Annotated in this window: 26 protein-coding genes and 1 riboswitch; of the genes, 8 read left to right on the top strand and 18 right to left on the bottom strand. The window is 58.3% G+C overall.

Features of this window, described 5'->3' with window-relative positions; translation table 11 throughout:
* Positions 1-37: 37 nt before the first annotated feature.
* From DTF_RS0108835 to DTF_RS0108825, 3 genes are all read right to left on the bottom strand, one after another.
* Positions 38-913: a M48 family metallopeptidase gene (locus tag DTF_RS0108835; protein WP_081702877.1), complete on the bottom strand. Its 876-nt coding sequence runs from the start codon at positions 911-913 to the stop codon at positions 38-40.
* 108 nt (positions 914-1021) lie between these two features.
* Positions 1022-1978 carry an OmpA family protein gene (locus DTF_RS0108830; protein WP_027715027.1) on the bottom strand — a complete coding sequence of 319 codons (957 nt, stop codon included), beginning with the start codon at positions 1976-1978 and terminating at the stop codon, positions 1022-1024.
* Between the two features lie 23 nt (positions 1979-2001).
* The gene (locus tag DTF_RS0108825; protein ID WP_051361183.1) at positions 2002-2379 is read right to left on the bottom strand and encodes a DUF4398 domain-containing protein; all 378 of its coding nucleotides are present in this window, start codon (positions 2377-2379) and stop codon (positions 2002-2004) included.
* Between the two features lie 191 nt (positions 2380-2570).
* On the opposite strand from DTF_RS0108825, the gene DTF_RS0108820 reads away from it, so the two are divergent.
* Complete coding sequence (locus DTF_RS0108820; protein ID WP_027715025.1) at positions 2571-2972, top strand: phage holin family protein; 402 nt, start codon at positions 2571-2573, stop codon at positions 2970-2972.
* A 1-nt stretch (position 2973) separates the two neighbouring features.
* Positions 2974-3282, top strand: coding sequence for a DUF3618 domain-containing protein (locus DTF_RS0108815; protein WP_027715024.1), 309 nt, complete (start codon positions 2974-2976; stop codon positions 3280-3282).
* Between the two features lie 136 nt (positions 3283-3418).
* Here the strand turns inward: DTF_RS0108815 and DTF_RS22750 are convergent, their stop codons facing one another.
* The 12 genes from DTF_RS22750 to DTF_RS26485 all read right to left on the bottom strand — a co-directional run bounded on the left by DTF_RS22750 (position 3419) and on the right by DTF_RS26485 (position 15652).
* On the bottom strand, positions 3419-5773 hold the full coding sequence (locus DTF_RS22750) for a methyl-accepting chemotaxis protein (RefSeq protein ID WP_051361182.1): 2355 nt from the start codon (positions 5771-5773) through the stop codon (positions 3419-3421).
* A 95-nt stretch (positions 5774-5868) separates the two neighbouring features.
* Entirely contained in the window at positions 5869-6294 is a 426-nt protein-coding gene (locus DTF_RS22745) for a thioesterase family protein (protein WP_051361181.1), read from the bottom strand.
* Between the two features lie 52 nt (positions 6295-6346).
* Entirely contained in the window at positions 6347-7705 is a 1359-nt protein-coding gene (locus tag DTF_RS0108800; RefSeq protein ID WP_027715023.1) for a sodium-dependent transporter, read from the bottom strand.
* A 68-nt stretch (positions 7706-7773) separates the two neighbouring features.
* On the bottom strand, positions 7774-8310 hold the full coding sequence (locus tag DTF_RS22740; protein WP_081702876.1) for a WbuC family cupin fold metalloprotein: 537 nt from the start codon (positions 8308-8310) through the stop codon (positions 7774-7776).
* A 43-nt stretch (positions 8311-8353) separates the two neighbouring features.
* Complete coding sequence (locus DTF_RS0108790; RefSeq protein WP_027715022.1) at positions 8354-8788, bottom strand: YchJ family metal-binding protein; 435 nt, start codon at positions 8786-8788, stop codon at positions 8354-8356.
* A gap of 25 nt (positions 8789-8813) precedes the next feature.
* On the bottom strand, positions 8814-9659 hold the full coding sequence (locus DTF_RS0108785) for an ABC transporter permease (protein WP_027715021.1): 846 nt from the start codon (positions 9657-9659) through the stop codon (positions 8814-8816).
* 268 nt (positions 9660-9927) lie between these two features.
* Positions 9928-11355, bottom strand: a complete 1428-nt coding sequence (locus DTF_RS0108780) for an OmpA family protein (RefSeq protein WP_027715020.1) — start codon at positions 11353-11355, stop codon at positions 9928-9930.
* 96 nt (positions 11356-11451) lie between these two features.
* On the bottom strand, positions 11452-11805 hold the full coding sequence (locus DTF_RS26490) for a hypothetical protein (RefSeq protein WP_027715019.1): 354 nt from the start codon (positions 11803-11805) through the stop codon (positions 11452-11454).
* Between the two features lie 48 nt (positions 11806-11853).
* Positions 11854-11932: riboswitch (cyclic di-GMP riboswitch) on the bottom strand.
* A 67-nt stretch (positions 11933-11999) separates the two neighbouring features.
* The gene (locus DTF_RS0108770) at positions 12000-12848 is read right to left on the bottom strand and encodes a nucleotidyltransferase family protein (RefSeq protein WP_027715018.1); all 849 of its coding nucleotides are present in this window, start codon (positions 12846-12848) and stop codon (positions 12000-12002) included.
* Between the two features lie 69 nt (positions 12849-12917).
* Entirely contained in the window at positions 12918-13985 is a 1068-nt protein-coding gene (locus tag DTF_RS22735; RefSeq protein ID WP_051361180.1) for an AI-2E family transporter, read from the bottom strand.
* 250 nt (positions 13986-14235) lie between these two features.
* A complete protein-coding gene (locus DTF_RS22730; protein WP_081702875.1) occupies positions 14236-15057 on the bottom strand; it encodes a transporter in 822 nt (273 codons plus the stop codon).
* A gap of 85 nt (positions 15058-15142) precedes the next feature.
* Positions 15143-15652 carry a hypothetical protein gene (locus DTF_RS26485; protein WP_155890765.1) on the bottom strand — a complete coding sequence of 170 codons (510 nt, stop codon included), beginning with the start codon at positions 15650-15652 and terminating at the stop codon, positions 15143-15145.
* A 265-nt stretch (positions 15653-15917) separates the two neighbouring features.
* Here DTF_RS26485 and DTF_RS0108750 point away from each other — a divergent pair, with 265 nt between their 5' ends.
* Genes DTF_RS0108750 through DTF_RS0108735 form a run of 4 tightly spaced genes read left to right on the top strand, consistent with a single transcriptional unit; the run spans position 15918 to position 17753 of the window.
* Complete coding sequence (locus DTF_RS0108750; RefSeq protein ID WP_027715016.1) at positions 15918-16499, top strand: RNA polymerase sigma factor; 582 nt, start codon at positions 15918-15920, stop codon at positions 16497-16499.
* Positions 16496-16975, top strand: a complete 480-nt coding sequence (locus tag DTF_RS0108745; RefSeq protein WP_027715015.1) for a zf-HC2 domain-containing protein — start codon at positions 16496-16498, stop codon at positions 16973-16975. The genes DTF_RS0108750 and DTF_RS0108745 overlap by 4 nt, the downstream gene beginning before the upstream one ends.
* Positions 16972-17205, top strand: a complete 234-nt coding sequence (locus DTF_RS0108740) for a hypothetical protein (RefSeq protein ID WP_027715014.1) — start codon at positions 16972-16974, stop codon at positions 17203-17205. Before DTF_RS0108745 ends, DTF_RS0108740 begins: the two co-directional genes overlap by 4 nt.
* Entirely contained in the window at positions 17202-17753 is a 552-nt protein-coding gene (locus DTF_RS0108735; RefSeq protein ID WP_027715013.1) for a DUF3106 domain-containing protein, read from the top strand. Before DTF_RS0108740 ends, DTF_RS0108735 begins: the two co-directional genes overlap by 4 nt.
* A 66-nt stretch (positions 17754-17819) precedes the next feature.
* On the opposite strand, the gene DTF_RS0108730 is transcribed toward DTF_RS0108735, so the two are convergent.
* Genes DTF_RS0108730 through DTF_RS0108720 form a run of 3 tightly spaced genes read right to left on the bottom strand, consistent with a single transcriptional unit; the run spans position 17820 to position 22001 of the window.
* The gene (locus DTF_RS0108730) at positions 17820-19634 is read right to left on the bottom strand and encodes a tetratricopeptide repeat protein (RefSeq protein WP_027715012.1); all 1815 of its coding nucleotides are present in this window, start codon (positions 19632-19634) and stop codon (positions 17820-17822) included.
* Positions 19631-21016, bottom strand: coding sequence for a glycosyltransferase (locus DTF_RS0108725; protein ID WP_027715011.1), 1386 nt, complete (start codon positions 21014-21016; stop codon positions 19631-19633). Before DTF_RS0108725 ends, DTF_RS0108730 begins: the two co-directional genes overlap by 4 nt.
* Position 21017: 1 nt before the next feature.
* Positions 21018-22001: an NAD(P)-dependent oxidoreductase gene (locus tag DTF_RS0108720; protein WP_027715010.1), complete on the bottom strand. Its 984-nt coding sequence runs from the start codon at positions 21999-22001 to the stop codon at positions 21018-21020.
* 504 nt (positions 22002-22505) lie between these two features.
* Between DTF_RS0108720 and DTF_RS22725 the strand changes: the two genes are divergently transcribed.
* Both DTF_RS22725 and DTF_RS22720 read left to right on the top strand, forming a co-directional pair.
* Complete coding sequence (locus DTF_RS22725) at positions 22506-23123, top strand: hypothetical protein (RefSeq protein ID WP_035056376.1); 618 nt, start codon at positions 22506-22508, stop codon at positions 23121-23123.
* A gap of 85 nt (positions 23124-23208) precedes the next feature.
* On the top strand, positions 23209-23422 hold a 214-nt coding region (locus DTF_RS22720), incomplete at its 3' end, for a hypothetical protein (RefSeq protein ID WP_193352692.1).

Below are 23422 nucleotides of genomic sequence, written 5' to 3'. Positions count from 1 at the left end.
GCTGAACAGCAGGCTTTTTTCGCCGTTTTTCATGGATTCAGGAAGGTCGAGGTTGATAGTAGCGCATGGCTTCCGGGATGTCCTCGCGGATTTCGCGGATTCTACTCTCGTCGGCGGGGTGGGTACTGAGAAATTCGGGAGGCCCCTTGCCCCCCTTCTCCTGGGCCATGCGCTCCCAGACTCCGATTGCCGCATGCGGGTCGTAACCCGCCATGGCCATGAAGATCAGTCCAAGGTGGTCGGCTTCTTTTTCCTGCAGTCGGCTGTAGGGGAGCATCAGGCCGACCTGGGCTCCCACGCCGAACACCTGCATCCAGAGGGCCTGGGAGGCCTGGGGCTGGTTGGCCAGCACGGCCGACAGAGCCTGCCCACCCATCTGGGCGACCAGTTGTTGACTCATCCTCTCGTTTCCGTGCTGGGCGATCACATGGGCAACCTCATGGCCCATGACGGTGGCCAATCCCGCCTCGTCCCGCGTAATCGGAAGAATCCCGGTGTAGACCGCCACCTTTCCCCCGGGCAGCGCCCAGGCGTTCATTTCCGGGCTGCCCACCAAAATGAATTCCCATTCATATCCTGAAAGCTGGTCGGCCGTGTTGCGGTTGACCATGAACTGCTCCACAGCCTGCCGAATGCGATGGCCGACCCTCTCGACCATTTCGCTTTCGGGGGTATTGCGCACAATTTTATTGGCGGCGAGAAATTGCTGGTACTGCTGCGCTCCGAGCTCTACCAGGGTTCCCTCGGACACCAGATTCAATTGCCGTCGATCGGTGATGGGAACGGTCGAGCAGCCTGCCAGGAGCAGGACCAGAGCGACCAGGAGGCATGGCAATCGAAAGCGGTAATCCAGTTGCCGAACGGCGTCGGATCGATCAGGGAAAGCGATTGTTCTCGATGCGGTAAGATTCATTGGCTTTCTCCGGCAGATGGAGGGTGCGGCGGGGCGCCCCCACCCGCTTCAATCCAAGTTTTCCAGATTTCAGCCAACAGTCAAACTTTCATGATGTAAATTTGAATCTTACCTGCGGCCGGGTAGCTTCCCTTCTTCGTCGGAAAAGAGGATTTCCACCCGCCTGTTCTGCTGCCGCCCCGCAACTGTCTCGTTGGTCGCCATCGGGTATTGCTCTCCGTAACCGCGCACTTCGATGCGGTCTCCCGCGATCCCGCGATCCATCAAGGCCTGGCGCACGGAACGAGCCCTTCTCTCGGAAAGCTGCATGTTGTAGTCTTCTGCTCCGGTGCTGTCGGTGAACCCTTCCACCAGAATCCGCCTTTCCTCGTGGTCCTTGAGAAAAGCGGCCAGACGGTCCATGACCAGATTGGCGCCGGGGTTGAGATCGGCCTTGTCCAAATCGAAGAGCACATCGCCCAGGGTAATAACCATTCCCCGCTCGGTCGGGCGCGCTTTGAGCTCAGCCAACTCCGCTTCCAGTCCGGCAACCTTCTGGCCAGCTTCTTCCGCCCGTTTGGCCTGCTCCTCTGCCTGCCTCCGGGATTCTTCAAGCTCCCGAATCTGTGCCATCCGGGCCTGCTCCTCGGCACGTGCTCGGGCCTCTTTAAGTTCCGCCTGACTGAGCTGAGCCTGCCGCCTGGCTGCTTCGGCCTCCTTCGCCCTGATCTCCAGGAGAACGCGGTTCCTTTCGGCATCCCCCTCCGTTATGGTTTGCTGAGCCTTTTGGAGTTGGGCTGTTTCCCTTGCGATCGCGGACTGTTGTCGGGACAGATAGGCATGGTGCTCTACCCGGGCCGTCTCCTTCTTCTCTTCCCACAATTCTTGGGCCTTCAACAGGTTATCCTCGGCCTTGGCAAGTTCCAGGGGGGCGTTTTCCATGACCAGAGGGTCGTTGCGGGCCTCATTGTAGGCGGCGCGCGCCTGCTCCAGCATCGCATTTTCTTCCGGTCCGGCTGCGCATCCGGCCATCGTAATCAAGGCCGCGAGAAGAATGCAATATCGTATCCCATTATTATTTTTCATGGCTGACTCCTGAATTTCGACGTTTACTGCGCCTGAATGCGCTGCATCTCCTCCTGCAGAGTCCGGATCGTTTTCTGAAGCTCTGCGACTGCCTCCTGAGCCTCGGCCGATCTCGATTTGGCAAAGGCGAGATTGGCATCGACTTCCGCCTCTTCGGCAAGGCGTCGCGCTTCGACATACTCCTCTCTTTCCACTAGCTTCTGTGCTTCGCTAAACTTCTCCCGGGCGGTGCTGAATTCCACCGGTGCGTGCCGGTAGGCCTCGGCGGCTTCCGCCTTGGCGACGGCTGCTCCCGCCAGGGTCATCTGCACGTCGGGAGGCGGTATGTCCTTCCCGCATCCAACCAGGACGGCGATACTCGCCGTCAGCATGACTACTTGTGAGATCATCCTTGTTTTCATGGCTCAATCTCCTCTTACCCATACTGGATTAGTTCTCTATTACACCTCTTTACCTTTTCCGAACCGGGTGTCAACTCAAACCTTTAATTTAATTCATAACCGAGACGAGATATTTGGGTCTGTCGGAATTGACAAGCGCCGAATCTGTGCTTTGTTGCCATTAGGAGCAAGCGGCAAAACGGAGATACGGCATGGCAAAGGACGAACGTCCATTATCCGCTCTCTTCATTGAATTCGCGGACGAGATGACCCTGCTCATACGGCAGGAGGCCGATCTGATCAAGGTTGAGATATCGGAGAAGTTCAGCCATCTCGGGCTCGGTCTGGCCTCGGTGATGATAGGCGGCCTGCTGGCCTCTTCGGGGCTCCTCGTTCTGCTGGCCTCGGCTGTGCTGGCCCTGGCGCATCTGGTGCCCCCCTGGTTGGCGGCTTTGATCGTCGGCCTCATTATCTCTTTGGCAGGGTGCGCTTTTCTTCTTTCAGGCCGCAATGCCCTGAAGCCGAAGAACATGGCTCTGAGGCGCACCGCGCACACCTTCAAAATGGAGAAGGAACTGGTAAAGGAGCAACTGCATAGTGACCGTAAGGGATGAAATGAGTTCTGGCAGGCATATCGAGGGGGAAGGATCGGCGGCCCGGATGCAGCCGCCGGATTCCCTGGAGATCGAGCGTGACATCGAAGTCACTCTTTCGCAGATGCGCGGAACCCTGGACGAGATCCAGAAAAATCTCTCGCCGCAACGCATATTCGCGCCGGTGAAGACCTTCCTCGTCTCTCCGGCTGGAAAGATGCTTCTCGCCCTGTCAGCCGTCACAATAGCCAGGCGCCGGCCTTTCTTGACCGCGGCGGCGACCCTGGGCATGATTTTCCACTATCGCAGAAACCATCGTCGCAACCGATAACCGCTCCGGCAGCCGAGGCCCGGCTTTATCCTTTCGCAAAAAAAAACGGTTCTGCAACGCACCTTAACTTTAAGATGCGTTGCAGAACCGATATTCCGAACTCTGATGGGACTGGAAGTCCGATTGTTTCCGCGGACTAATCCTCCTTCAGTCCTTTAAACATGGTCATTTCCCTCTGCAGGATTTTCACCTGGCCGGACATCCCCCGCACAATCTGGTTGAGCAGCTGGACGAATTCAAGGTTGTCCTTTGCGGAATCGCGAATCTGGGCGACGGCATGATCAACCTCCTCTCCCTGTCTGCCCTGTTGCTCACACGCCGCCATGATCATTTGAACCTGTTCATCGATGTTTTCGGTAGAGCGAGCGATCGTCTTGGCCGCATTGCTCTGCTCGCGGGTTGAATTTTTGACATGAGTGGTCATTTCCCACATTTTTTCGGCCGCCGAACGGATCGCCTGACTCCCCTTCTCCTGCTCGACCATTGCCGTCGCTGTCTGATCGACCATCGTGGCCATTTTTTCCATGGCGGAACGGATTATCCGGCTGCCCTGGGCCTGTTCTTGGGTGGCCATGGCGATCTGGTCCATTTGCCTCACCGCTCCGGCAACCCCCGAGACGATCTTGTTCAGGGCCTTTCCGCTCTGACGGGAGAGGTTTTCGCCTTCCGTGATCCGGATGTCCGCCTTCTGAATTGTCTCGACGGCGCGCCGGGTATCATCCTGAACAGCCTGGATCACCTCGGCGATCTCCCGCGTTGAGAGGCTGGTCCGGTCTGCAAGTTCGCGGATTTCATCGGCCACGACGGCGAAGGATCTTCCCCGGTCACCCGCCTGTGCGGCGATGATCGCCGCATTCAGGGCCAGCAGGCTCGTCTGGTCGGTCACGTCCTCGATCACCGACAGAATCCTGCCGATGCCGACCGCCTTATCAGCCAAAGACAGAACAACCTCGCCGGCGGCTTTTGAAGCCCGCCGGATCTCCTCAATGCCGCCGATTGTCGCCTCCACCGATTGCTGCCCCCGTTCCGCATCCGTGCGCACCTCTTCGGTGATGAGGCGGATGTTGCGGGCGTTTTCCTCCACCTGTTCGATGGATGCGTCCATCTGGGCCACCGAGGAGGCCGTCGAATCGGAGGATTCCCTGAGCGTGAGGATATTTTCGGATATCTGTTTGAAGGCAGCGGCCATTTCCTGTATCGCGGAGTTGACCTCCTCGACCGAGAGGGCCAGGTTCTCCGCATTCTGCGCAACTTCCTCGATATTGGCGCTCATCTCGAGCACCGAAGAGGTGCTGTCTGCGGCGGATTCGGTCAGTCGCTCCATACCGTCTCCGACCTGCTCACCGAGTTTTCTGATGCTCATCATGGCGGCGGACGCCTTTTCCACCTGTTCGGACTGCCGCCCGGCCGCCGTTTCAACCGAAGTGGCCGATTCGGCCAGATTTGCCGAAATGCCGATCAGCTCATCCGCAGAACGGCGAATCCTCAGGACCATTCCGCTCAGTTTGTCCGACATCCGGTCGAGAGCAGAGGACATCTGCCCGATTTCGTCGCGGCGCTTCAATCCGGCCCTCGTGTCCAGATGACCTTTTTCCAGCTTTCCGAGAACTTCCATCACTCGGCGAATCGGGTTCCCCAGGCCGCGTGCGAGCACAAAACCGATCATTATGGAGAGCAGGGCGCTGATCAGGGTAGCCCACATCATCGTCGAGAGGATCGTGCGCAGGCTGGCCTGGATCTTTTCGGAAGCCGGTTGCACAACGGATACCCGGTACTGGGCGCCCGTTTCTTGAAGGTCTTCTGTCAGAGGATCCAATGACAACCGGAAGAATTTATGGGCGTTTTCCAGTTGAAGGGCGGAATCGAAAACCTGTTCCGCCATTTCCTTGAAGGGCTCGTACTCTGAACGAAACGCATCGAAAGCGGAATGATTTTCGATCTGGTCCGTCAACCTGAGAAAACTTTCTTTTTCGGCGGGGTCACCGGTGATCAGGAAATCGTTGAAGCTCATGATGGTTTCCCACGTCATACTCAGCAGATAGGCATCCTGCTCTATCCCCATTTTTTCGAGAAGGGGGTCGGCGGCGGCGTCTGCCTCTTCCATCCGCTTCCCCGGGACCGAATGCAGCATAATCGGAAGGGCAATCGATTCCATGAAGAGACCAATACGACCGTTTATCCGATCAATGTCCGTGCGGGTCAGTCCTGATGCTTCGAATTTCCGTTGGATCTCTTCTAAATCGGTGCGGATGCTGTCGATCATTTCCGAGGGTTCAGAGTCGGACGGAGGATTAATGGCCCGAACGGCGATTTCATCCAGCACGATGTTCGTCTCCAAGAGAAGAGCGGATGTCGGCCAGTATTCATTCAGGAAAAGTCGCGCCTCTATAGCCGCTTGTCTCGCGCTTGTTCCCGCAATACCCGCACCGATGGCGAAGATGGCCACTACGCTTAAAAAACCTGAAATCAGCCTGCTCTTGATGTTTCCCATAAATCACTCCGTTTTCGCGCCGGCCCCTTTTTCATGTTCAACCCTGCGCGCCTTCTTGTTCACTCCATCGACAATTCGAGCAGAGTGCAACCCCTTCAAGTCCCATCCTGACCGGCCTCGAAATCGGTTATTGCCTGACGAAAAAGTCCGGGGAGACGTTTCGCTCTGCGCGACTGATAATCGAAAGACACCAGGCCGGTCGTCCCCTCGGCCATTGGCTTCCCTTCCCTTTCGATGCGATATTCCATGACGAAGGCGGATTTGCGCACTTCCGTCACCCGCACTCCGATCTCCAGACGGTCGCCGAGAAACATTTCGGCAAGATAACTCACCCGGGCCTCGGGCAGGATGATTCCGCATCCCTCGCCGATATCCAGCTCGCCGAAAGGACCCAGGTGGGCCAGGTAGGAGATGCGGGCATCCTGAAAAAAATTCAGGACGGCCGAATTGGCCACATGACCGCCGTAGTTCACGTCGGCCACCCTGACCGTATAGGGGATGGTGAAGCGGTATCCTACCATGGGTTTCCTCCTGTTCCAAACACACCTTTATTAGAAAAGTTCAGGTTTTGATTTAACCCCAGATTCCCATCTGATTGAGCAGAATGATCAGGACCGCCGCAGGGGTAATGTATCTCAGCAGAAAGTGCCAGACGGGAAAGAGCCAGGGGCGGGGGGCGGAGGCCGCCAGCTCGTTCTTTTCCTCTTCTCCCTTCCAGAACCAGCCGGCATAAAGGGCCACGAACATCCCTCCCAGGGGGAGCATGTACGAGGAAACCAGCAGATCGAAAAGATCAAAGAAGGTCCTATCGAAAAGAGGTTTCAGCTCCGCCCATCGATTGAAGGAGAGGGCCGAAGGGATCCCCAGAACGAAGGCCAGCGAGCCGACCAGAACGGTCGCACGGTTCCTTCGCCACCCTTTCTCGTCGATCAGGTAGGCCACGGAAACCTCCAGCATGGAAATGGAGGAGGAAAGAGCGGCGAAAGCCAGAAGGATGAAGAAAATCAGGGCAAGAAACGAGCCGAAGGGAAGACCGGCAAGGACGATGGGAATCGTCTGAAAGACCAGCCCCGGCCCGCTTCCCGGTTCAAGACCGGCAGCGAAAACAACGGGAAAGATCGCCAGCCCGGCGAGCAGGGCGACCAGGGTGTCGAGGAGGGTTATCCTCACGGAAAGGGTGAACAGGTCCGAATCGGGGGGGAGGTATGAACCGTAGGTGATCATGGTCGCCGCCCCAAGGGAGAGGGTGAAGAAAGCGTGCCCGAGGGCATCGAGAAGCGCCTCGGGGGTAATCCGGGAGAAATCGGGGCGGAACATGAATTCCAGTCCCGCCTGGGCCCCGGGTGAGGACATGCCCCGAATGAAAAGAAGAAGCAGGAGCAGGAAGAGAACGGGCATCAGGATCTTGCTCCAGCGCTCGATCCCTCCCCGCACGCCTCCGAGAACGATTCCCACCGTGGCAGCCATGAAGAGAAACTGCCAGAAGATGACTCGGCCGGGATCGGCGACGAGAGCGCCGAACAGGTCGTTGATCTGCTCCGGCGTCTTCCCTCCCAGACTACCGGAGGCCGACTTGAAGATGTAATCGAAGCTCCAGCCGGCCACGACCGCGTAGAAGGAGAGCAGGATGAAGGAAGCCGCCACGCCCCCCCAGCCGACCAGCCGCCACGGGCTCCCTTTCCCTTCCAGGGACTCGAAGGAGCCCACTGCATCGCGCTGGCCGTGCCGGCCGATGAGAAACTCGGCCATCATGATGGGAAGCCCCACCAGCACGATGCATAGCAGATAGACCAGAACGAAAGCGCCGCCTCCGTTCTTTCCGGTGATGTAAGGGAATTTCCAGATATTCCCCAGACCGATGGCGCTTCCCGCCGCCGCCAGTACGAAACCGAAGCGACTGGCCCAGTGGGCGCGTTCGATGCGATTGTTCACATCACCTCCTTAAGGGATGGCATATCAGCGGAAAGAAGACGATAAACCACAAGATCGAAAATCTAAGCTTAAAAACCATGCGAACAGGGATTTTCCCCTTCATCCCCTTCATCCCTTGTAAAAATAAGTCTTGCTTCTTTCCTGATAATCTCTTCCAGCGCGGCCATATAGGCCGGCGCTTCGGGGCTTCCTTCGGCCGGGGCCCAGGGGGCCCAGTCCTTGTCTGAAAGTGGGACATAGGGCCCTGGTTTGGTCTCAAAAAAAATCGATCCGCTCTCCAGGGAAACGATGGCATGCCAAGCCCCGGCCTGGATGTCCACCCCTTTTGTTCCGCCACCGGCACTGAAGGGAATCACTTGTTCAACTTCCCCCGAATCCCCGAAGATCAGGGCGGCGAAGCTCCCGCGCAAGGCGACAAAGGTCTCGGGTTTCGGCGGGGTCAGGTGACGATGGGGACGGATGTAGGAGCCGGGTTCGACTGCATTGAGCAGGCGCTGGCATGGTTCGTCATAATCGGCATGGAGGTTGTGGTTCTTTCGCAGGCGGCTGCTGCCCCGGGCGGCCGTGGACACGTGGTCGAGAAGTTTTTCATCAATGATCTGCATTAAAAGCTCTGCTGTTTTTTCCCTGAGAGCGGCACGGTGAGTCTCAGAAAAAGACTTTGTCCTGCACGTTCTCGAAATCCCGAAAGCCAATTTCTTCGATCTCTCCGGCAAATTCCCTGCGCGCCAGCTTCTGGCTGGAGTGGTACCGCCAGCCTTCAGCCGTCATGCGAAAGGAGGAGAGCTCGAAGCTCTCCGCCCGTTCATCACGAAAGAAAGCGTCCAGATAGAACAGCACCCGCGCCTCCTCCCCGTTAATCTGTTCCTTCAGGATACGGCACTCCCTGATGCGGAAATCAGCGGCAAGAGAGCTGGCGCCGTGACGCAGATAGGCGCGCCGACTGGGAAACTGGGCACGGAAATAAGATTCGGGATGATAACTGTCGTAAATAAAACCGAAATTCCCCCCGCCGAACGCCCGGCAGCGGGCCAGAACCAGTTCCGAGGGGGACATGGAATGACTTAATTGTGCATTTCCCATTCGAAAATCTCTCTTTCCGCGCCCGTCATTCCTGCAGGCGGGGATCGAACGCGTCGCGGATCCCCTCGCCCAGAAGGTTATATCCCAGAACGGTGATGAGAATCGCCAGGCCGGGGAAAGCGGAGAGCCACCAGGCCGTCCCGAGGGTCTGTTTGCCGGCAATCAGCATGTTCCCCCAGGAGGGGGTAGGCGGCTGCACGCCGATGCCCAGAAAGGAAAGCGCACTTTCGGTGAGAATGGCTCCGGCCACCCCGAGGGTGGCGGAGACGAGAACAGGAGAGAGGGCGTTCGGAAGGACATGCCGGAAGATTACCCGAGTATCCGCGGCCCCCAGGGCCTTGGCCGCATGCACGAAATCACGCTCCCGCAGAGACAGGAATTCAGCCCGCACCAACCTGGCCACCCCCATCCAGCTGGTGAGTCCGATGATGATCATGATATTCCAGATGGATGGCTCGAGAAAGGCGATTACGGCGAGGATCAGGAAAAAGGTGGGGAAACAGAGCATGAGATCGACGAAGCGCATGATCACCCCATCGACCCAGCGCCCGTAATAACCGGCCAGCGCCCCGAGAATCACTCCGATAAAGGAGGCGATGCCGACGGCAACAAACCCGACCAGCAGGGAAATACGTGCGCCGTAAAGGATGCGGGCCAGCACATCGCGGCCGAGATCGTCCGTCCCCATGGGGTAGGCCCAACTCGGAGACTGCAATCGATGGGCGATATCGATAGCCCCCGGATCCCGGGCCACCAGAGGGGCAATCAGGGCCAGGATAAACATCCCGGCGACGATAACCGCACCGAACACCGCCAGGCGATTGCGGCGAAGCCGCCCCCAGAAGACATCTCTGAAAATTGAATGACGCATAACTAGATGTGGACCGTTTCTCTTGTCGGCATTCGCGACGGGCGGCATGCCCGTCACTCAAATTTACCCCATTTCAGGCGCTCGTGTGGCCGGAATGGAATTCCCTTAACGGGTGATCTTTTCTGCCGGTCTTCCGAAAGGAGACGGGAAGAAGATCCGCATATCAGGGGACGGGTCTATTGTTGCAAACGCCCAGACCAAAATCAAGGGAACGAACCACGAAAAAGGGGCCGGAAAAATCCGGCCCCGGTGCATTGCCTATATTCGGTTACGAACCCGGGATAAGGGTAATCACAACCCGACGATTCTGCATCCTGCCTTCCGGAGTCGAGTTGTCTTCTACGGGGCGCGCCTCACCGTAACCCTTTGCCTCGATCCTTTGAGCATCGGCGCCGAAATGGCTTATCAGATAGTCCCGCACGCTTTCGGCACGTGCCTGGGAAAGGGCGAGATTTGAAGATGCCGAACCGACACTGTCCGTGTGCCCTTCGATGATGATGCGGCTGTTGGGATGAGCCTTGATGAAGTCGGAGGCTCTTTCGAGTTCACCGGCAAACTCGGGACGCACCGTCGCATCGCCTGATTCGAATTCGAGCCGCAGTGTCAAGGGCGCCGCCTCAACAGGCAAGGGGCACCCATCGGGGCCGACGACGGAACCCTCGGGAGTATCGGGGCATTGGTCCTCGAAATCAAAGACACCGTCGCCATCATCGTCCCGGGGACAGCCATAGGAGTTCACGGGCATCCCCTCCGGAGTATTGGGACACTTGTCGTCGCCGTCCTTCACTCCATCACCGTCCGCATCCGTCATTGGCGTCTCGGAACATCCTTTTTCGTCAACGGCGACGCCCCGGGCGGTATCGGGACAGAGATCGAGACCGTCGGGGACTCCGTCCATGTCGGTGTCGACGGTACAACCCTGGCTGTCCACCACCGCTCCGGCAGGTGTTCCTGGACAAAGATCCCTGAAGTTGGGGACGCCATCGCCGTCCCTGTCCTGGGGACACCCGGAGGCATCAACGACAACGCCTTCCGCTGTATCGGGACACCGATCATACTGGTCGATCACACCATCCTGGTCCTTGTCCCTGGCAAGAGGCTCTGCAGATACTTTGGGTACTTTGGGACCGCCGCCGAACTGGAAAATCAGGCCACCCGTATAGGAAATGTTTTTGTAAACATCGCGTTCCCGCTCATCGTCATCGTCGATGTTGAGAAGGCCCCGGACGTCGGCCCTGAAACCGACATTGTCCGTGAAGAAATACTTGAAACCGGCACCGAGGTTGAAAAGAGCGTTCTCGTCGCTGTCCCCCCCCGGATGAATGCTGAAGCCTCCAAGACCTGCGGCGAGGTAGGGGACAAAATCTCTTTCGGGCCTGAAATGATAAAGAAGATCCAGGTGCGCAGCAAACACATCGACATTGTCGACCGGTCCCGAAGTAGCTTCCGAATCGATATAGCTGAACACACCTTCCAGAGCCCATCGGCGACTGAAGTTGTAGCCGATGGCGAAATCGTAGACAGGGGAGTCTTCGAGAGTGGTATCTTCAATGATCTGATTTCCCTCGAATTGGTATTCTCCGGCAGAAAGGCTCAGAGTCATGGCCCCCGGACGGATTGCAGCATCGCATTTTTTCGCAAATGGAGTACTTGCAAGTACTGCAAAGAAAACAACAAGCAACGGCAAATTTTTCATTAAACGCCTCCTTGGTCGGTAAACGACAGGTAAAAACACAGACAATTATTGTAATTCAATACAGATTATAATCATATTGCAACCAATTTCATGGTTTTAATCACAAAAGTACTTATTTCTTCTACTCAACTCCGTTCCGGACACCACAATCAGCAAGACAGCCAATACAGACCCCACGGCAAATTCAGACATCTTCTTACTTTCGGTCACCAGCGTTTTTATCCCCAGGTAAAGGAAAATAGCCTTCACCATGATAGAGGGCGCGGAAACCAGACCCATTTCCGAAAAAGCCGATGCGAAAAGGATGCTCAGACAGAAAAACAGGATGTCGGCGGTGGTTTTCGACATCCCGGGTAAGAAACAAGAGGCCCCAGCGACGCAGGAAGGGAACCATGACCGGCGCCGAGATTGCTGCAATAAAAAATCCATCTTCTGCCGAAGATGGAGCACAACCTCCCCGACTCCTTCTGAGGGAAAGCCGGGAAAGTCATCCTTCTCTTCGGCGGACCGGCTATCCGTTCAGAACGGACCCGCGACTCTGCGTCCCTGGATTACTCCGGGGTTGCTCTTATCGGAGAAAGGAGATTGGTTTTTTAGTGATGAGCGACTTATAGCTGATTATTTGATTGTTTTCAATAAACATTTCATTGTGAGTCACGAGGTTTTCCGTTCATCTTCGCCTCCGCCCGACTCTCCAGCAGATGCCTTGCGAATTCGTAATCGGCCGGCTCATCCACGTCCACCGCGATCTCCGGATCATAGAGAAAAACGGGAACCAGTTCCACTTTGAATCGATTCGATGCGGTGCGGAGAACCTGATCCAGGGTAAAAAGACGCAGCATGCTGCCTCCGAGAAGATAGCCGAGAGCGAAGGGCCAGCCGAAGGCCCAGCAGGTCTGAAGTGTTTTTTTCCGGTTGCGGTAAATGGAATCGAGCCTGTCACGGGAAATGGGCCCCTTCCCTTCAAATATCCCCGGGTGCAGCAGGGCCAGGTTGCCGTGGCAGACGGTCATGTCACGGAAGCGCGAGCAGCGTTTGGGCGCTTCCCGGTAAGGGCCGGTAAAATGAAGCCGATCGACCACACTGAAAAAGAGCTGCCGCCCGTTTTTCTTCTTTCTATGGCAGAGATCGAGAAAACCGGCTATCGGAGAGGAGGTGAGCAGCGGAAGGTCGGCGGTAACGAAAAGAATTTCCGCCGAATCCCGGAAATGCTCCAGTCCCCTGAAGACGCTTCCGCCAAAGGTCCGCCCGTCGGGCACATACTCGTAGCGGTCGGGTTCCTCGACGGCCCGGCGCAGTTCCTCCACCGGACCTACAAGACATACCCTGGCCGTTTCAGGGACCGTCTTCAGGGCATCGAGAACATACTGGATGCACGGCCTTCCCGCAAAGGGGAGCAAGGCCTTATAGGAGGGTGCAGCACCGTCAAAAAGGGTGATGCGGTTGATCCCCCCGGCCAGAACGACGGTATTCACCTTCTTCGCGTCGGACATGACTCATCCTTCGAAGCCGACGGAAAGATCTTGTCTCTCCACAGCAGGATCGGCCGATCCACGAAACCGTTATTCCTCATTGTCATCGTTCCTATGATCTCCCAGGATTCTTACCGGTTCACCCAGGGTATCCTGGATATAGAGCATCTGCACGAGGACCGTAAAGAGGACGATCAGGGGCGTGGCCAAAAGGACGCCGTAGAATCCGAGAAGAACCGCCATCATAAACTGGCCGGCGACGACGAAGGCGGGGGGCATCGTCACCGCTCGGCGTTCGATCAGGGGAGTGAGCAGATTGCTTTCGATGAATTGGACGACGACAAAAACAAGAACAACCTCCAGCGCCACTTTCGGACTTTCGGTCAGGCCGACCAGAATGGCCGGGACCGCCGAGAGTAAAGGCCCGAGGAAAGGGATGAAGGAGAGGAGTCCGGCAATGACCCCGAGGATGAGGGCCAAAGGCGCGCCGATCAGCAGCAGACCTGTCGCCGTCAGGAAACCGACGACCGTCATCGACGCCAGACGGCCCAGCAGCCAGTAACGCATCACCTGGCCCAGTTCCCCCAGAATCTCCCGACCCCGGAGCCGCCTTTTCCGCGGCATCAGTTTCAGAAGGGCATTGCTGTAGACCCCCGGATTGACAGCCACGTAAACCCCGGTGAAGATGATGATGAACGTATGGGCGAAAGCCTCTAGGGTAGAGGAAAAGAACGTGGTGAGATTGCCGAGAATCCCCCCCGTCCCTCCGCCCCCTTGCGAGATCCAGGAAAATAGGCGGCGGAGCCATTCGCTTTCTTTGAGATAGGAGCGAACTTTTTCCACCGCCTCCGGCAGGCGCTCCACCAGGCTTGTGGCCTGATCGGCAACCTGCGCCCCTCCGGCCCAGATCAGTCCGGCAAAGCCTAAAAAGATCAGGAGAATAACCGTTGCCAGGGCGAAGCCGCGCGGGATGGGAACAGCCCGGCGCAACAGGGCGGCACAGCCGTCCAGAAAGACAGCCAGGAGAACGCCGGCAAAGACCGCCAGCAGGACTCGGGCGACGGGACGCAGAAGGTAGGGAACCCCGAGAAGAAGGAGAAGAATCGTGACCGGCAAAAGAAACTGCCGGACCCAGGGAGGAAAAGAATCCTGACGCACCGGTTGCCTCCGACGGTTCCATGACTGGCACCTGGTCCAATCTTATCCGGCGGCCGGCTCTTTACAAGCAGAATGCTCCTTATCCCGTCCTTGCCGCCTTGGGGGTGTTGAAAAGGCGGTTTTCTCCAGGCTGATCAAAAATGTCCAGATGCAAGGCGGCTGAAATCCTGAGGAATAAGGCGTACCTGGAAGGTACGTCGTTGACGAAGGATGAGGCCAACGCCGCAGATGGGCGTTTTTCATCAGCCTGCTAGAAGCGGTAGAAGACGGTCAGACCGGCGCCATAATCGGCAGTTTCGTCGGAGAGGCCTTTGCCCAGATAACCCTCCAGGAAAACGTCGTCCGTGATCCAGTAGGTCCCGTTGATCCTTGCCTCCACCAGGTCGGAGGCATCATCCGCTGGTGGGGTGGACCACCACAGCGAGACAGTGGGAAGAAATCTCTCCGTCATCCGGTATCCGAGTTCCCCTTCCAGTGTACCGTAGTCCTTCAGCCCAAGATCCGAGTTGGAACCCTGGAATATATAGCGGCCTTCCGCAAAGGTATACCAGAGGCCGAACCATTTGGCCGCTCCGATACCCGCTCCGATGTCGAATTCGCCGGTACCCAGGCCTTCGTCCTCGTCAGCCGTCGGGAATTTCAGATAAAGCAGGGCTCGCACGCTGGGGAGGGTTTTGCTCCTGGTCAGCAGGAGATAACCGGTAGTAAGGGAAATGTCGCCGAGGCCGCTTTGCGAATCGCTGGTATCGAAGGAGGTTTGTCGCATGCCCCCGTGGCGTTCGAAGGGAAAACGCGTCCCTCCAGAAAGGATTGTATTGCTGTTGTCCTGGTAAAGATAGGGGATGACCAGTTCGAAATCGAGACGCTCGGTCGGAAAATAATCTATGGTAAACGGCACACGGAGTGAATCGGTGGTGCTGTCGGTGCCGTAATCGCCTGTGGCGAAGTTCATTCCCAGTCCGACGCTGAACTTTTTGGTCTCTGCGGCGAAGGAGGGAGCAGCGACAAAAAGGGCCGCTACAGCCAAGACTATCACCCCGACGATTGTTTTCCTCAAACGACCTCTTGCCATACGGATGACCTCCTGAATAAAGTGAATAGGCGAGGCAGCCCCTGCTCCAGAGACTGCCTCAGCACTATAACTCCTTAGAGTTTATTTATCCAGCCGGGGATGCCGGAATGGCCGGCGTCGCTCTCTCACCGGGATTGCCGGGCTGCGCCGGAGTTGCCGGAGTGGCGCGATGATTCTCCCCCTGGCCGTAGTTGCCGCCGTCCTGCCCGTAATGGTTGCCGTTGTTGCCGCCCTGGCGACCGTCCCTGTCCTGGGTATTGCCGGGAGCGGGGCTGCCGATTTCTCCCCGCCGGTTTTCCTGATAGCGATCCTGATTGTGCTGCCGGTCCTGATTCTGGTACTGATCCTGGCTACGGTGCTGGATTTCGTCCCCGTTCCGAACTTGCCCCTGCTGGTAACCTCTTCCCGACGGGCCGCCCGTCCCCTGGCGGGAAGAATGGAAGGAACCCTGGCTGCCGAAGCCGGAACCGTTGCCGCCCATACTACCGCCCATACTGCCGCCGCCCATGCCGCCGCCGCGGGCGAAAGATATTCCCGCTATTCCCAGACTCAGAGCGGCTGTAAGAAACATGATCAGAAATGTTCTGTTTTTCATGGCTCGTTTTCTCCTTTTTTAATAAGCTCGGTTTCAAACCAGTGAGAACCTCGATACTCATGGCCTTTGCTCTCTTAGACGATGCCGCACTCGAAAGGTTTACGAGAAAAGTTCTTCAGGGATGTTTAGTGGCGTCGGTAAACCTTTTGCCGCGAACTTCGTCTAAAGAGATAGAAGCGGACCCCGGCGGGACCCGGGTGTGCGGAATGGGCCGAACAGGTCATCGGTGATTGACACGAAGAGAAGGCGCGGATACTTTCAAAGGATGGATACCTGTTTGGAGAAAGCGCTTCTGACCCGGATCAGGGAAGGGGATGACACGGGTTTCGAGACCCTTGTCGGCGCCCACTCCCCACGTCTTCTCTCCTTGGCCTGGCGGCTTGTGGGAGTCCGGGAAGATGCCGAGGAGATAGCCCAGGAAGCTTTTTTGCGGCTGCATCGCAGTATCGGCGATTTTCGCGGCGACAGTTCGGTTGCGACCTGGCTGTACCGAACGGTAACCCGCTTGGCCATCGACCATCTGCGGCGGCGGAAACTGCGGGAGCGGATCTTCTTCTTCCGCCGCAGCAACGAAGAAGCCGATCCCATGGATTTCGTGCCGGATCCCGCCGCCTCTCCGGGGGAGAGCTGCTTCGACGGCGAGATCCGGCAGCGCATCGATCTGGCCATGCAGCGGCTCTCAGCCCGGCAGCGGGTGGTGTTTACCTTGCGGCATCACGAGGAGATGCCCCTGCGAGAGATTGCCACGGTACTGGGATTGGAGGAGGGAACCGTCAAGGCCCACCTGCACCGGGCCGTTCGAGTGCTGCGCCGGGAACTTAAAGACCTGCAAGAGGAATCGTCATGAACAATCCACACGAAGACTCACCCTGCCTGCGTGAAAATATGACTCTCTTTCATTACGGTGAACTGGAGAGGGCCGATCGCCTCGGGATGGAAAAACATCTGCAGGGATGTTCCGCCTGCCGCCGCGAACTGGCTCTGCTGCGGTCGACTCTGAAAATCCTGCCGAAAAGGGAGCCGGAATTTTCCCCGGGAGAAATCCGGGCCTTCAACGAGCGGGTGGTCCGACGCATTCGCCCAAGACTGCGGCAATCCTTCAGACCGGCCTTCGGATGGTCCCTCGCCGCCACCGCTGCGGTGCTGCTGATGGTCACCCTGCACTCGCCGGCTCCCGCTCCGCAGCAGCCGTCCCAGGAAATGGCCCTGCAAACCGACGCCGAAATCGAACGCCTGCCGGAGCCCGAACTTTTGCTCAACCTGGAACTGCTGGAGAATCTGGATCTGCTCCAGGAGCTGGAAGAAACGGGGATCAGTGGATGAGACGGATACTGTGCGCCTTATTCCTCGCCGGAATGCCGCTCTTATTGCCGGCTTCAGGACTAGCTGAAGAAAGCCGGGAGACCGAGGAAATCTCGGCGGAGAAACTCGAGATCAGCGACGAGGACCGGCAAGTGATCCGAAAAATGGAGCTGCTGCAGCTGATGGAACTGCTGAAGGACATGGATCTCCTCGAGAGGGAAATCAAGGCTGACTCGGAGGACAAAAAATGATCGCGATTCGCATTGCATGCGTACTGTTGCTGCTTCTCTCGCCGGTGAGCGCACTCGCTGCCGGTACCGGGGAAGCGACGGCCAAGCCGGACCTGACGGCGGAAATCCCCCTCGACCGGGAAGCCCAGCAGCGTTGGCAGCGGCTGTCTCCCGCGGAGAAGGAGGCTCTTCGTGAGCGCTACCGGCAGTATCAGCAGCTCTCTCCGGAGCAGCAGCAACAAATGCAGCAGAACATGGCGCGTTTCCAGGAGATGGATCCGCAGCAGCAGGCGCAACTGCAGGAGCGATTCCGCCGTTGGCAACAGTTTTCCCCCGAACGCCGCGAGAACCTTCGCCGGATGTTCCAGCAATACCGGCAGCTCGACCCCGAACGGCAACGCCGCCTGCGAGAGGAAATGCAGAAACTTAAGGGACTCCCTCCGGAGGAACAGAGTCGGCGTCGGGAGGAAATGCGCCGCGACTTCTTCGGTGGCCGCGGCGGCATGGATTCGGGCGGGGGGATGGGAGGCATGGGCGGCAGCCGGGGCGGCCGTAGAATGTCTCGCTGAACTTCGAGAGCGGCCCTCCCCCTCCGGTTCTGTGCGGGGGCCTGCGCTTCAGGTTGCGTGTCCCCCTCAGAAGCGCCGGGTAAGCTTCACCTGCGCGGAGAATCCGTCGAAACTGCCGCTCTCCTGGTCCCTGTCGGCATAGCTCAGGGACGTCCTCAACATCCAGTCGCTGAAAATGCCGAAGATCCCTTCCAGGGCAACGTCCTCGCCGAAGCGGTAGCCGCTCATCTCTTCATCCTTCTGCACCCCCAGTCCGGCGGTCAGTCCCAGGCCGTGGTCGTCGCCGATTTTCCAGTATCCGAAGGCGGTCAGGGCATGGCGCTGGTAGGTGCCGGGATCGTAATAGCCGTGATCGAGGTCCTCGTCGAAGCCGAACCACCAGGTGGCGACTCCCAGGTCGAGATTGAAGGAGCCGGTGCGAAGCACCTGCCGGCGAGGCGCCAGGATCGCCTCCCAGCGCCGATTGCCGTCGGAGAAGGTATCGTAGCCGGCGGTCAGATCGACCGTGTATCGCAGGCCGGGTCTCCAGAGAATCCGCGCTCGGTTGGCGGTGCGGCGGACTTCTTCGGAAACGGCCCTGGGCGAGAGGGCATAGAGTTCCCTTTCCCGCTCCAGAATCAGATCGACGTAATCGGCCGGCCGCAGGTCGGCTCGGACCCGATAGATCCAGTAATCATCGCCATCCTCGACGACACCCCTTCCCAGACGCCCTCCCAGAGCGAGGACCGGGCTGAAGCGCCGGGAGGCTCCGAGCCAATAGCCGCCGTGGCCGATATCCTCTCCTCCGTCCGATCGCTCTAGGCCGCTGCCATGATCGGCGGACAGCTCTTCGCGAAAGCCCCCGATCTCCACCGCCGTCTCCGGAGAAAGGAACAAGGTTCCCTCCAGGGTGCCGCGATAACTAGAGATATCGTCGGAATCGTTGTAGTAATTTCCCGTCAGCTCGATCCGGGAGCGAAGAGGGGTGCGCACCACGAGACCCAGATCGCGCACCTCCGGTGCATCGGGGCGAACCTTTTCCAGGTACGCCATGCCTTCCAGGGCATCCGCGGGGCTGTTGTCCCGGTGCAGGGCCAGAACCCGGGTGTACCGGAGATCGAAGTTTCCGGGATCCGCCTCCAGAAGGGGATTCAGGTCGGAAAGGGCCTGCCGGGGGCGCCCACCGGCAGCGAGAAGTCGGACGCGCAGAGCCTCCTCTTGGGGATCGGCGCCGAAACGCTTCCGGTAATCCTCCAGGATTTCCAACCCCTCTGCGGAATCTCCCCGCCACCCCTGGACCCGGGCATATTCGATGCGGGCTTCCCGGTCTTCGGGTTTTTTCTCCAGGTAAGCCCGGTAATCCCGGACCGACAGGTCGACTTCCCCCGTCCATGCCCGGGTGCGGGCGCGTCCCAGGAGGGCATCGGCATCCTCCGGAGCAAGAGAGAGAAGCCGCTCATAGAGCGTCCTCGCCAGATCGGTCTCGCCTGCCCAGGAGGCCTGAACGGCACAGGTTCGAACGTATTCCGGGTTTTCCGGAGCCAGCTCCGAAGCCCGGAGGCAGGACTGCAGGGCCTTCCGGGGATTCCCGGCCGCCGCATGGGCACGGGAGAGACGGAAGTGAATATCCGCATCACCCGGCGTGATGATGGCGACCTCCTCCAGGGACTGCGCAGCCTCCTGGGCACGCCCGAGACGGGAAAGGATGTCAGCGGAGCGCACCCGGAGCTCTATCCGCCCGGGATCCTGCGAGAGGATCCCACGGTAGATCGACAGGGCTTCCTCCCATTCGCCGGCCATTTCGGCCCGCAGTCCGGACTCGGGAACCTCGGCCCGGACCTGTGCCGGATGAAGGGAGATGATCAGCAGCAATGCCAGGAAGCACCAGATTTTTCGATTCATTTGCGCCACCGCCTGTCCTTGGAGATCCACAGGTCGCTCGCGAAGCGGCCGATAACGGCGAAATCCCAGATCAGCAGGGAATACCGCAGGGGAGTGGTCGCCAGCCCCTGAAAGAAGGCGCGGATGCGCCGTCCGGGGGAGATGATGGCCAGCGTTGCCACCGCCACCGCCGTTTCGGCGATGAGAGTTACCACGAGGGCCTCCCAGAGGCCCAGCAGAACCATGATGACCACGGCCGTGGGGAAAAAGATCTTCTCCGCCGCGGAGGTAAGGAGTATCCACCCCATGGGCCGGCCGTATTTGCGGCTGTGATCGATTCCGAAGGGCTGCCGGTAAGCCTCCTGGATGCGCCGGCGGTTCCGTCCCTCGTCTTCTACGCCTTTCTCCCGCCATCTCTGACGCAGTCGGCGGAGTCCCTTGAAGGGGCTCCGGAGAAGATCGTCGAAGTAGTAACAGCTCTGCAGAAAGGACGATGACCACAGGTAGACCTGACGGGGCAGCCGGTTCACCTCCGGCTCTGTGCTGCGGGCGACGATGTCCATGAGCTGGATGTTACGGTATCCCTGGTCGAGAAGGGCAAATCCGATAAAGATATCTTCCGAATTGGTGAGGTCGTCGCCGAGGATCGGCTCATAATGATCGAAGAGTTCCTTGATATACCGGCGGCGATAAGCGACGGCACAGCCTACGGGGTTGGTGATGGTCCCGAAGAAGGTCATCTGGCCGCGATAGATGAAGCGCTGCAGGAACCTGTAGAGAACGTCCCTGTAGGCATTGGTAATTTTTTTCCGGAGCAGCGAGAGCCGGCCCCCCTGGTGCAGGAAGGCCTCCGGCGGATGGGTTTCAAGGAAACCGGCCATCGCCGGATCGGCCATGACCTGCTTCCGGTCCACCTCCCGGATGGGAAGAATGGTCCCGCAGGCGCTGGCGATTCCCGCTCCCTTGTACAGCTCCTCCACGACCCGCGCCAGGTAATTTTCCGATTCCAGCACGGTGTCCCCGTCGAGGATGAATTCCACGTCCGAATCGAACTCCCGGGCCTGCCGCTTGATGGTGGGGGTCTTGCCGATGGGAGAGCGGCGCTGGATGACCGTCAACTCCATGCCGATGGAGGCGGCGAAGTCCCGGGCGAATTCGCAGGTACGGTCGCCGCTGCCGTCGTCCACCAGGATGATGTTCCGCGGCTTCAGGGTCTGCCGGGCCAGGGACGACAGACAGAGGGGAATATTCCTCTCTTCGTTGAGAGCGGGGATGACCACGTCCACCACCGCCTCGCGCCAGTCCTCCGCGGGAGTCGGAACGGTCCGATCAGGCCCGCGCATGAGCCCCAGCAGGCTGACGACGGTATTGGGGCTCAGCACGAAATACGGGAGGGTCGCCATATCACACCACCTTTGCGACCCGGTTGCGTGAGCGATCGAGAAGGTCCTGAACCGTCTCCTCAAGGGTCCAGTTGTGGCTGAAATCTGTCAGGCCAAAAAGCTTGTCCAGCGCGGGACGGCGGTGGGTAATGTCCTCGAAATCCTCTCCGTATGCCTCCAGATAGGGAATCTTTTTAATCTTGGAGGTACTTTCCGCCGTGCGGATGATCAGCTTCGCCAGGTCGAGAATGGATATCTCCCTGTTGTTCCCGACGTTGACGATTTCTCCGCCGCTGGCGGGATTGGAGGCCAGGGCGTCGAGGGCGGCGACCGTATCCCGCACGTCGCAGAAAGAGCGGGTCTGGTTGCCGTCTCCGTAGACCGTCAGCGGCTCGCCCCGCAGCGCCTGCGCGACAAACCGGGGGAGCACCATGCCGTACCGGCCGGTCTGCCGGGGACCGATGGTGTTGCAGAAACGTACGATGGTGATCTGGAGGCCGTGCTTCCGGGCGTAGGAGAGACCCAAGGCCTCGTCGGCAAGCTTGCTGACGGCGTAGTTCCACCGCGAGCGGGCGCCGGACTGGATGACCAGGGGGGCATCCTCCCTCAGCTCCCTCGCCTCGGTGTGCCCATACACCTCCGAGGTGGAGGCGAGAATCACCTGGGGAGACCAGCCGCCGGCATGGATGGCCCTGAGCAGCCTTTCCGTTCCGGCGATATTGGTCGACAGCACCTTGATCGGTTCGGCCAGAACCCGGTAGACTCCGACCACGGCCGCCATATGGTAGACCCTGTCCGCCCAGGCCGCCGCTTTTTCGAGGCCCGGCCAGGTGAGGATGTCCGCCTCATCAAAGTGAAAACCGGGCTTTTCGGCAAATTCTTCAATATTCTCCTTGGATCCGGTGCTCAGATCGTCGACGACATGAACCTTGTCCCCACGATCCAGATGATATTCAGCCAACTGGGATCCAATAAAACCTGCGCCTCCGGTAATCAGAACATGCATACTTCCTCCGTATAAATTCCATGCCAGCTTTCGCAAGGATGCATCACGTGCTTGACCTTATTATGACCTATTTTGTTATCTATTCAAGCAGATAATATTTAATTCTGCGAGAGATATGAAATTTTTGTTTATAGAAAGGAGATCCAGGAGAAATTATTTAAGAAAAAAAAGGATGCGGCGGCACCGGTTGATGCTTGCCACCGAAGGGTATAAAGCCATATTGGCGATGAATTTATATAAATACAAACCGGAATTTCTTCACCAAGCTTTTCTTCTCCACCAGAACCTGGGACCGTTTGACAGAAGAATCCCATGGGATATTTTTGGATTGAACCGTCGATGGCCTGCTCCGGATCCCATTGCAATCTTCAGCCTCAAACCTCTGAACACGGGAGAAAACATGAAAGATACGACCGTCAAGAAAATCGATTCGGCGCTTCTCGAGCCCTTCGCCGCCGTGGAGGCGGCCCCTCCTCAGGTCCGGGTCCCTGGCCGGGACGAGGCTTGAGAGCAGACCTCTCGTCTTCGGAAAGACTCCCCCTGCTTCTGAAGGGGGCCTACACCATCTTCTTTCTCCTCCTGGTACCGGTTTACGGTCAAGCCTACGGCGGGTGGCATTTTTTCTGGTTTTCCGACCTGGCCCTGTTCCTCGTCCTCGGCGCCCTGTGGAGGGAAAGCCGCCTCCTTGCGGGAATGGCGGCGCTCGCCGCACTGCTTCCGGGAACTGCCTGGATCGCGGCTTTTGTGCTGCGGCTCTTCGGCGGTCCCGAATTAGCCGCGATCGCCTATATGTTCGACCCCGACAAGCCCCTGCCCCTGCGACTGTTCTCTCTTTTTCATCTTTTTCTGCCGCCGCTTCTCCTCTGGCTGCTCGGACGCCTCGGCTATGATCATCGCGCCTTTTCGGCCCAGACCCTTCTCGCCTGGACGGTGCTCCTCTCTCTATTTTTCTTTTCCGAACCGGAGCACAACATCAACTTCGTTTTCGGATTCGGCGGGGTCCTGATCGGCGGCGACCCTCTCGGCCACCTGCTCTTTCTCCTCATCGGCATCCCCCTGCTCCTTTACCTTCCCCTGCATCTGGTATTCAAGAGGATTTTTCCTCCTTCAGACGATGTTTGACAACATCAGCGGACGATATACATTATTTTGGAGCACGGACTGAGGAAAAGTCAGCCAGCAGGAGGAGCAAGAGAGAAGAACGGTCATGACGAACAAGGACAACGTACTGAACGTTCTGGAGCAGTCGGTAGAAAAAGAAGAGCGTTTCCTGGCGGCGTGGAAGCGGGGAGTCGATTTTTTAGGAGAAAATCTATTCGGCCCCGGCAGAACGAAAACCGCCCGGCACAAGGACGAACTGCGGCCCCTGCGGGAGGCGGTCGAGATGGCGTTCGATAATGAAAGCTGCGGCGAGGAGCAGT

This window comes from Desulfuromonas sp. TF (assembly GCF_000472285.1).
Taxonomy (GTDB): domain Bacteria; phylum Desulfobacterota; class Desulfuromonadia; order Desulfuromonadales; family ATBO01; genus ATBO01.
This window is presented reverse-complemented; position numbering and strand designations above follow the sequence as displayed.

Coding starts and splice junctions, on each gene's coding strand:
- DTF_RS26485 (WP_155890765.1), bottom strand. CDS start 15,652: ATGAAAAACAGAACATTTCTGATCATGTTTCTTACAGCCGCTCTGAGT.
- DTF_RS0108835 (WP_081702877.1), bottom strand. CDS start 913: ATGAATCTTACCGCATCGAGAACAATCGCTTTCCCTGATCGATCCGAC.
- DTF_RS0108770 (WP_027715018.1), bottom strand. CDS start 12,848: ATGTCCGACGCGAAGAAGGTGAATACCGTCGTTCTGGCCGGGGGGATC.
- DTF_RS22745 (WP_051361181.1), bottom strand. CDS start 6,294: ATGGTAGGATACCGCTTCACCATCCCCTATACGGTCAGGGTGGCCGAC.
- DTF_RS22750 (WP_051361182.1), bottom strand. CDS start 5,773: ATGGGAAACATCAAGAGCAGGCTGATTTCAGGTTTTTTAAGCGTAGTG.
- DTF_RS0108820 (WP_027715025.1), top strand. CDS start 2,571: ATGGCAAAGGACGAACGTCCATTATCCGCTCTCTTCATTGAATTCGCG.
- DTF_RS22740 (WP_081702876.1), bottom strand. CDS start 8,310: ATGCAGATCATTGATGAAAAACTTCTCGACCACGTGTCCACGGCCGCC.
- DTF_RS0108815 (WP_027715024.1), top strand. CDS start 2,974: ATGAGTTCTGGCAGGCATATCGAGGGGGAAGGATCGGCGGCCCGGATG.
- DTF_RS0108825 (WP_051361183.1), bottom strand. CDS start 2,379: ATGAAAACAAGGATGATCTCACAAGTAGTCATGCTGACGGCGAGTATC.
- DTF_RS22730 (WP_081702875.1), bottom strand. CDS start 15,057: ATGGCAAGAGGTCGTTTGAGGAAAACAATCGTCGGGGTGATAGTCTTG.
- DTF_RS0108830 (WP_027715027.1), bottom strand. CDS start 1,978: ATGAAAAATAATAATGGGATACGATATTGCATTCTTCTCGCGGCCTTG.
- DTF_RS0108745 (WP_027715015.1), top strand. CDS start 16,496: ATGAACAATCCACACGAAGACTCACCCTGCCTGCGTGAAAATATGACT.
- DTF_RS0108750 (WP_027715016.1), top strand. CDS start 15,918: ATGGATACCTGTTTGGAGAAAGCGCTTCTGACCCGGATCAGGGAAGGG.
- DTF_RS0108720 (WP_027715010.1), bottom strand. CDS start 22,001: ATGCATGTTCTGATTACCGGAGGCGCAGGTTTTATTGGATCCCAGTTG.
- DTF_RS0108725 (WP_027715011.1), bottom strand. CDS start 21,016: ATGGCGACCCTCCCGTATTTCGTGCTGAGCCCCAATACCGTCGTCAGC.
- DTF_RS0108740 (WP_027715014.1), top strand. CDS start 16,972: ATGAGACGGATACTGTGCGCCTTATTCCTCGCCGGAATGCCGCTCTTA.
- DTF_RS0108785 (WP_027715021.1), bottom strand. CDS start 9,659: ATGCGTCATTCAATTTTCAGAGATGTCTTCTGGGGGCGGCTTCGCCGC.
- DTF_RS0108780 (WP_027715020.1), bottom strand. CDS start 11,355: ATGAAAAATTTGCCGTTGCTTGTTGTTTTCTTTGCAGTACTTGCAAGT.
- DTF_RS0108790 (WP_027715022.1), bottom strand. CDS start 8,788: ATGGGAAATGCACAATTAAGTCATTCCATGTCCCCCTCGGAACTGGTT.
- DTF_RS0108735 (WP_027715013.1), top strand. CDS start 17,202: ATGATCGCGATTCGCATTGCATGCGTACTGTTGCTGCTTCTCTCGCCG.
- DTF_RS0108730 (WP_027715012.1), bottom strand. CDS start 19,634: ATGAATCGAAAAATCTGGTGCTTCCTGGCATTGCTGCTGATCATCTCC.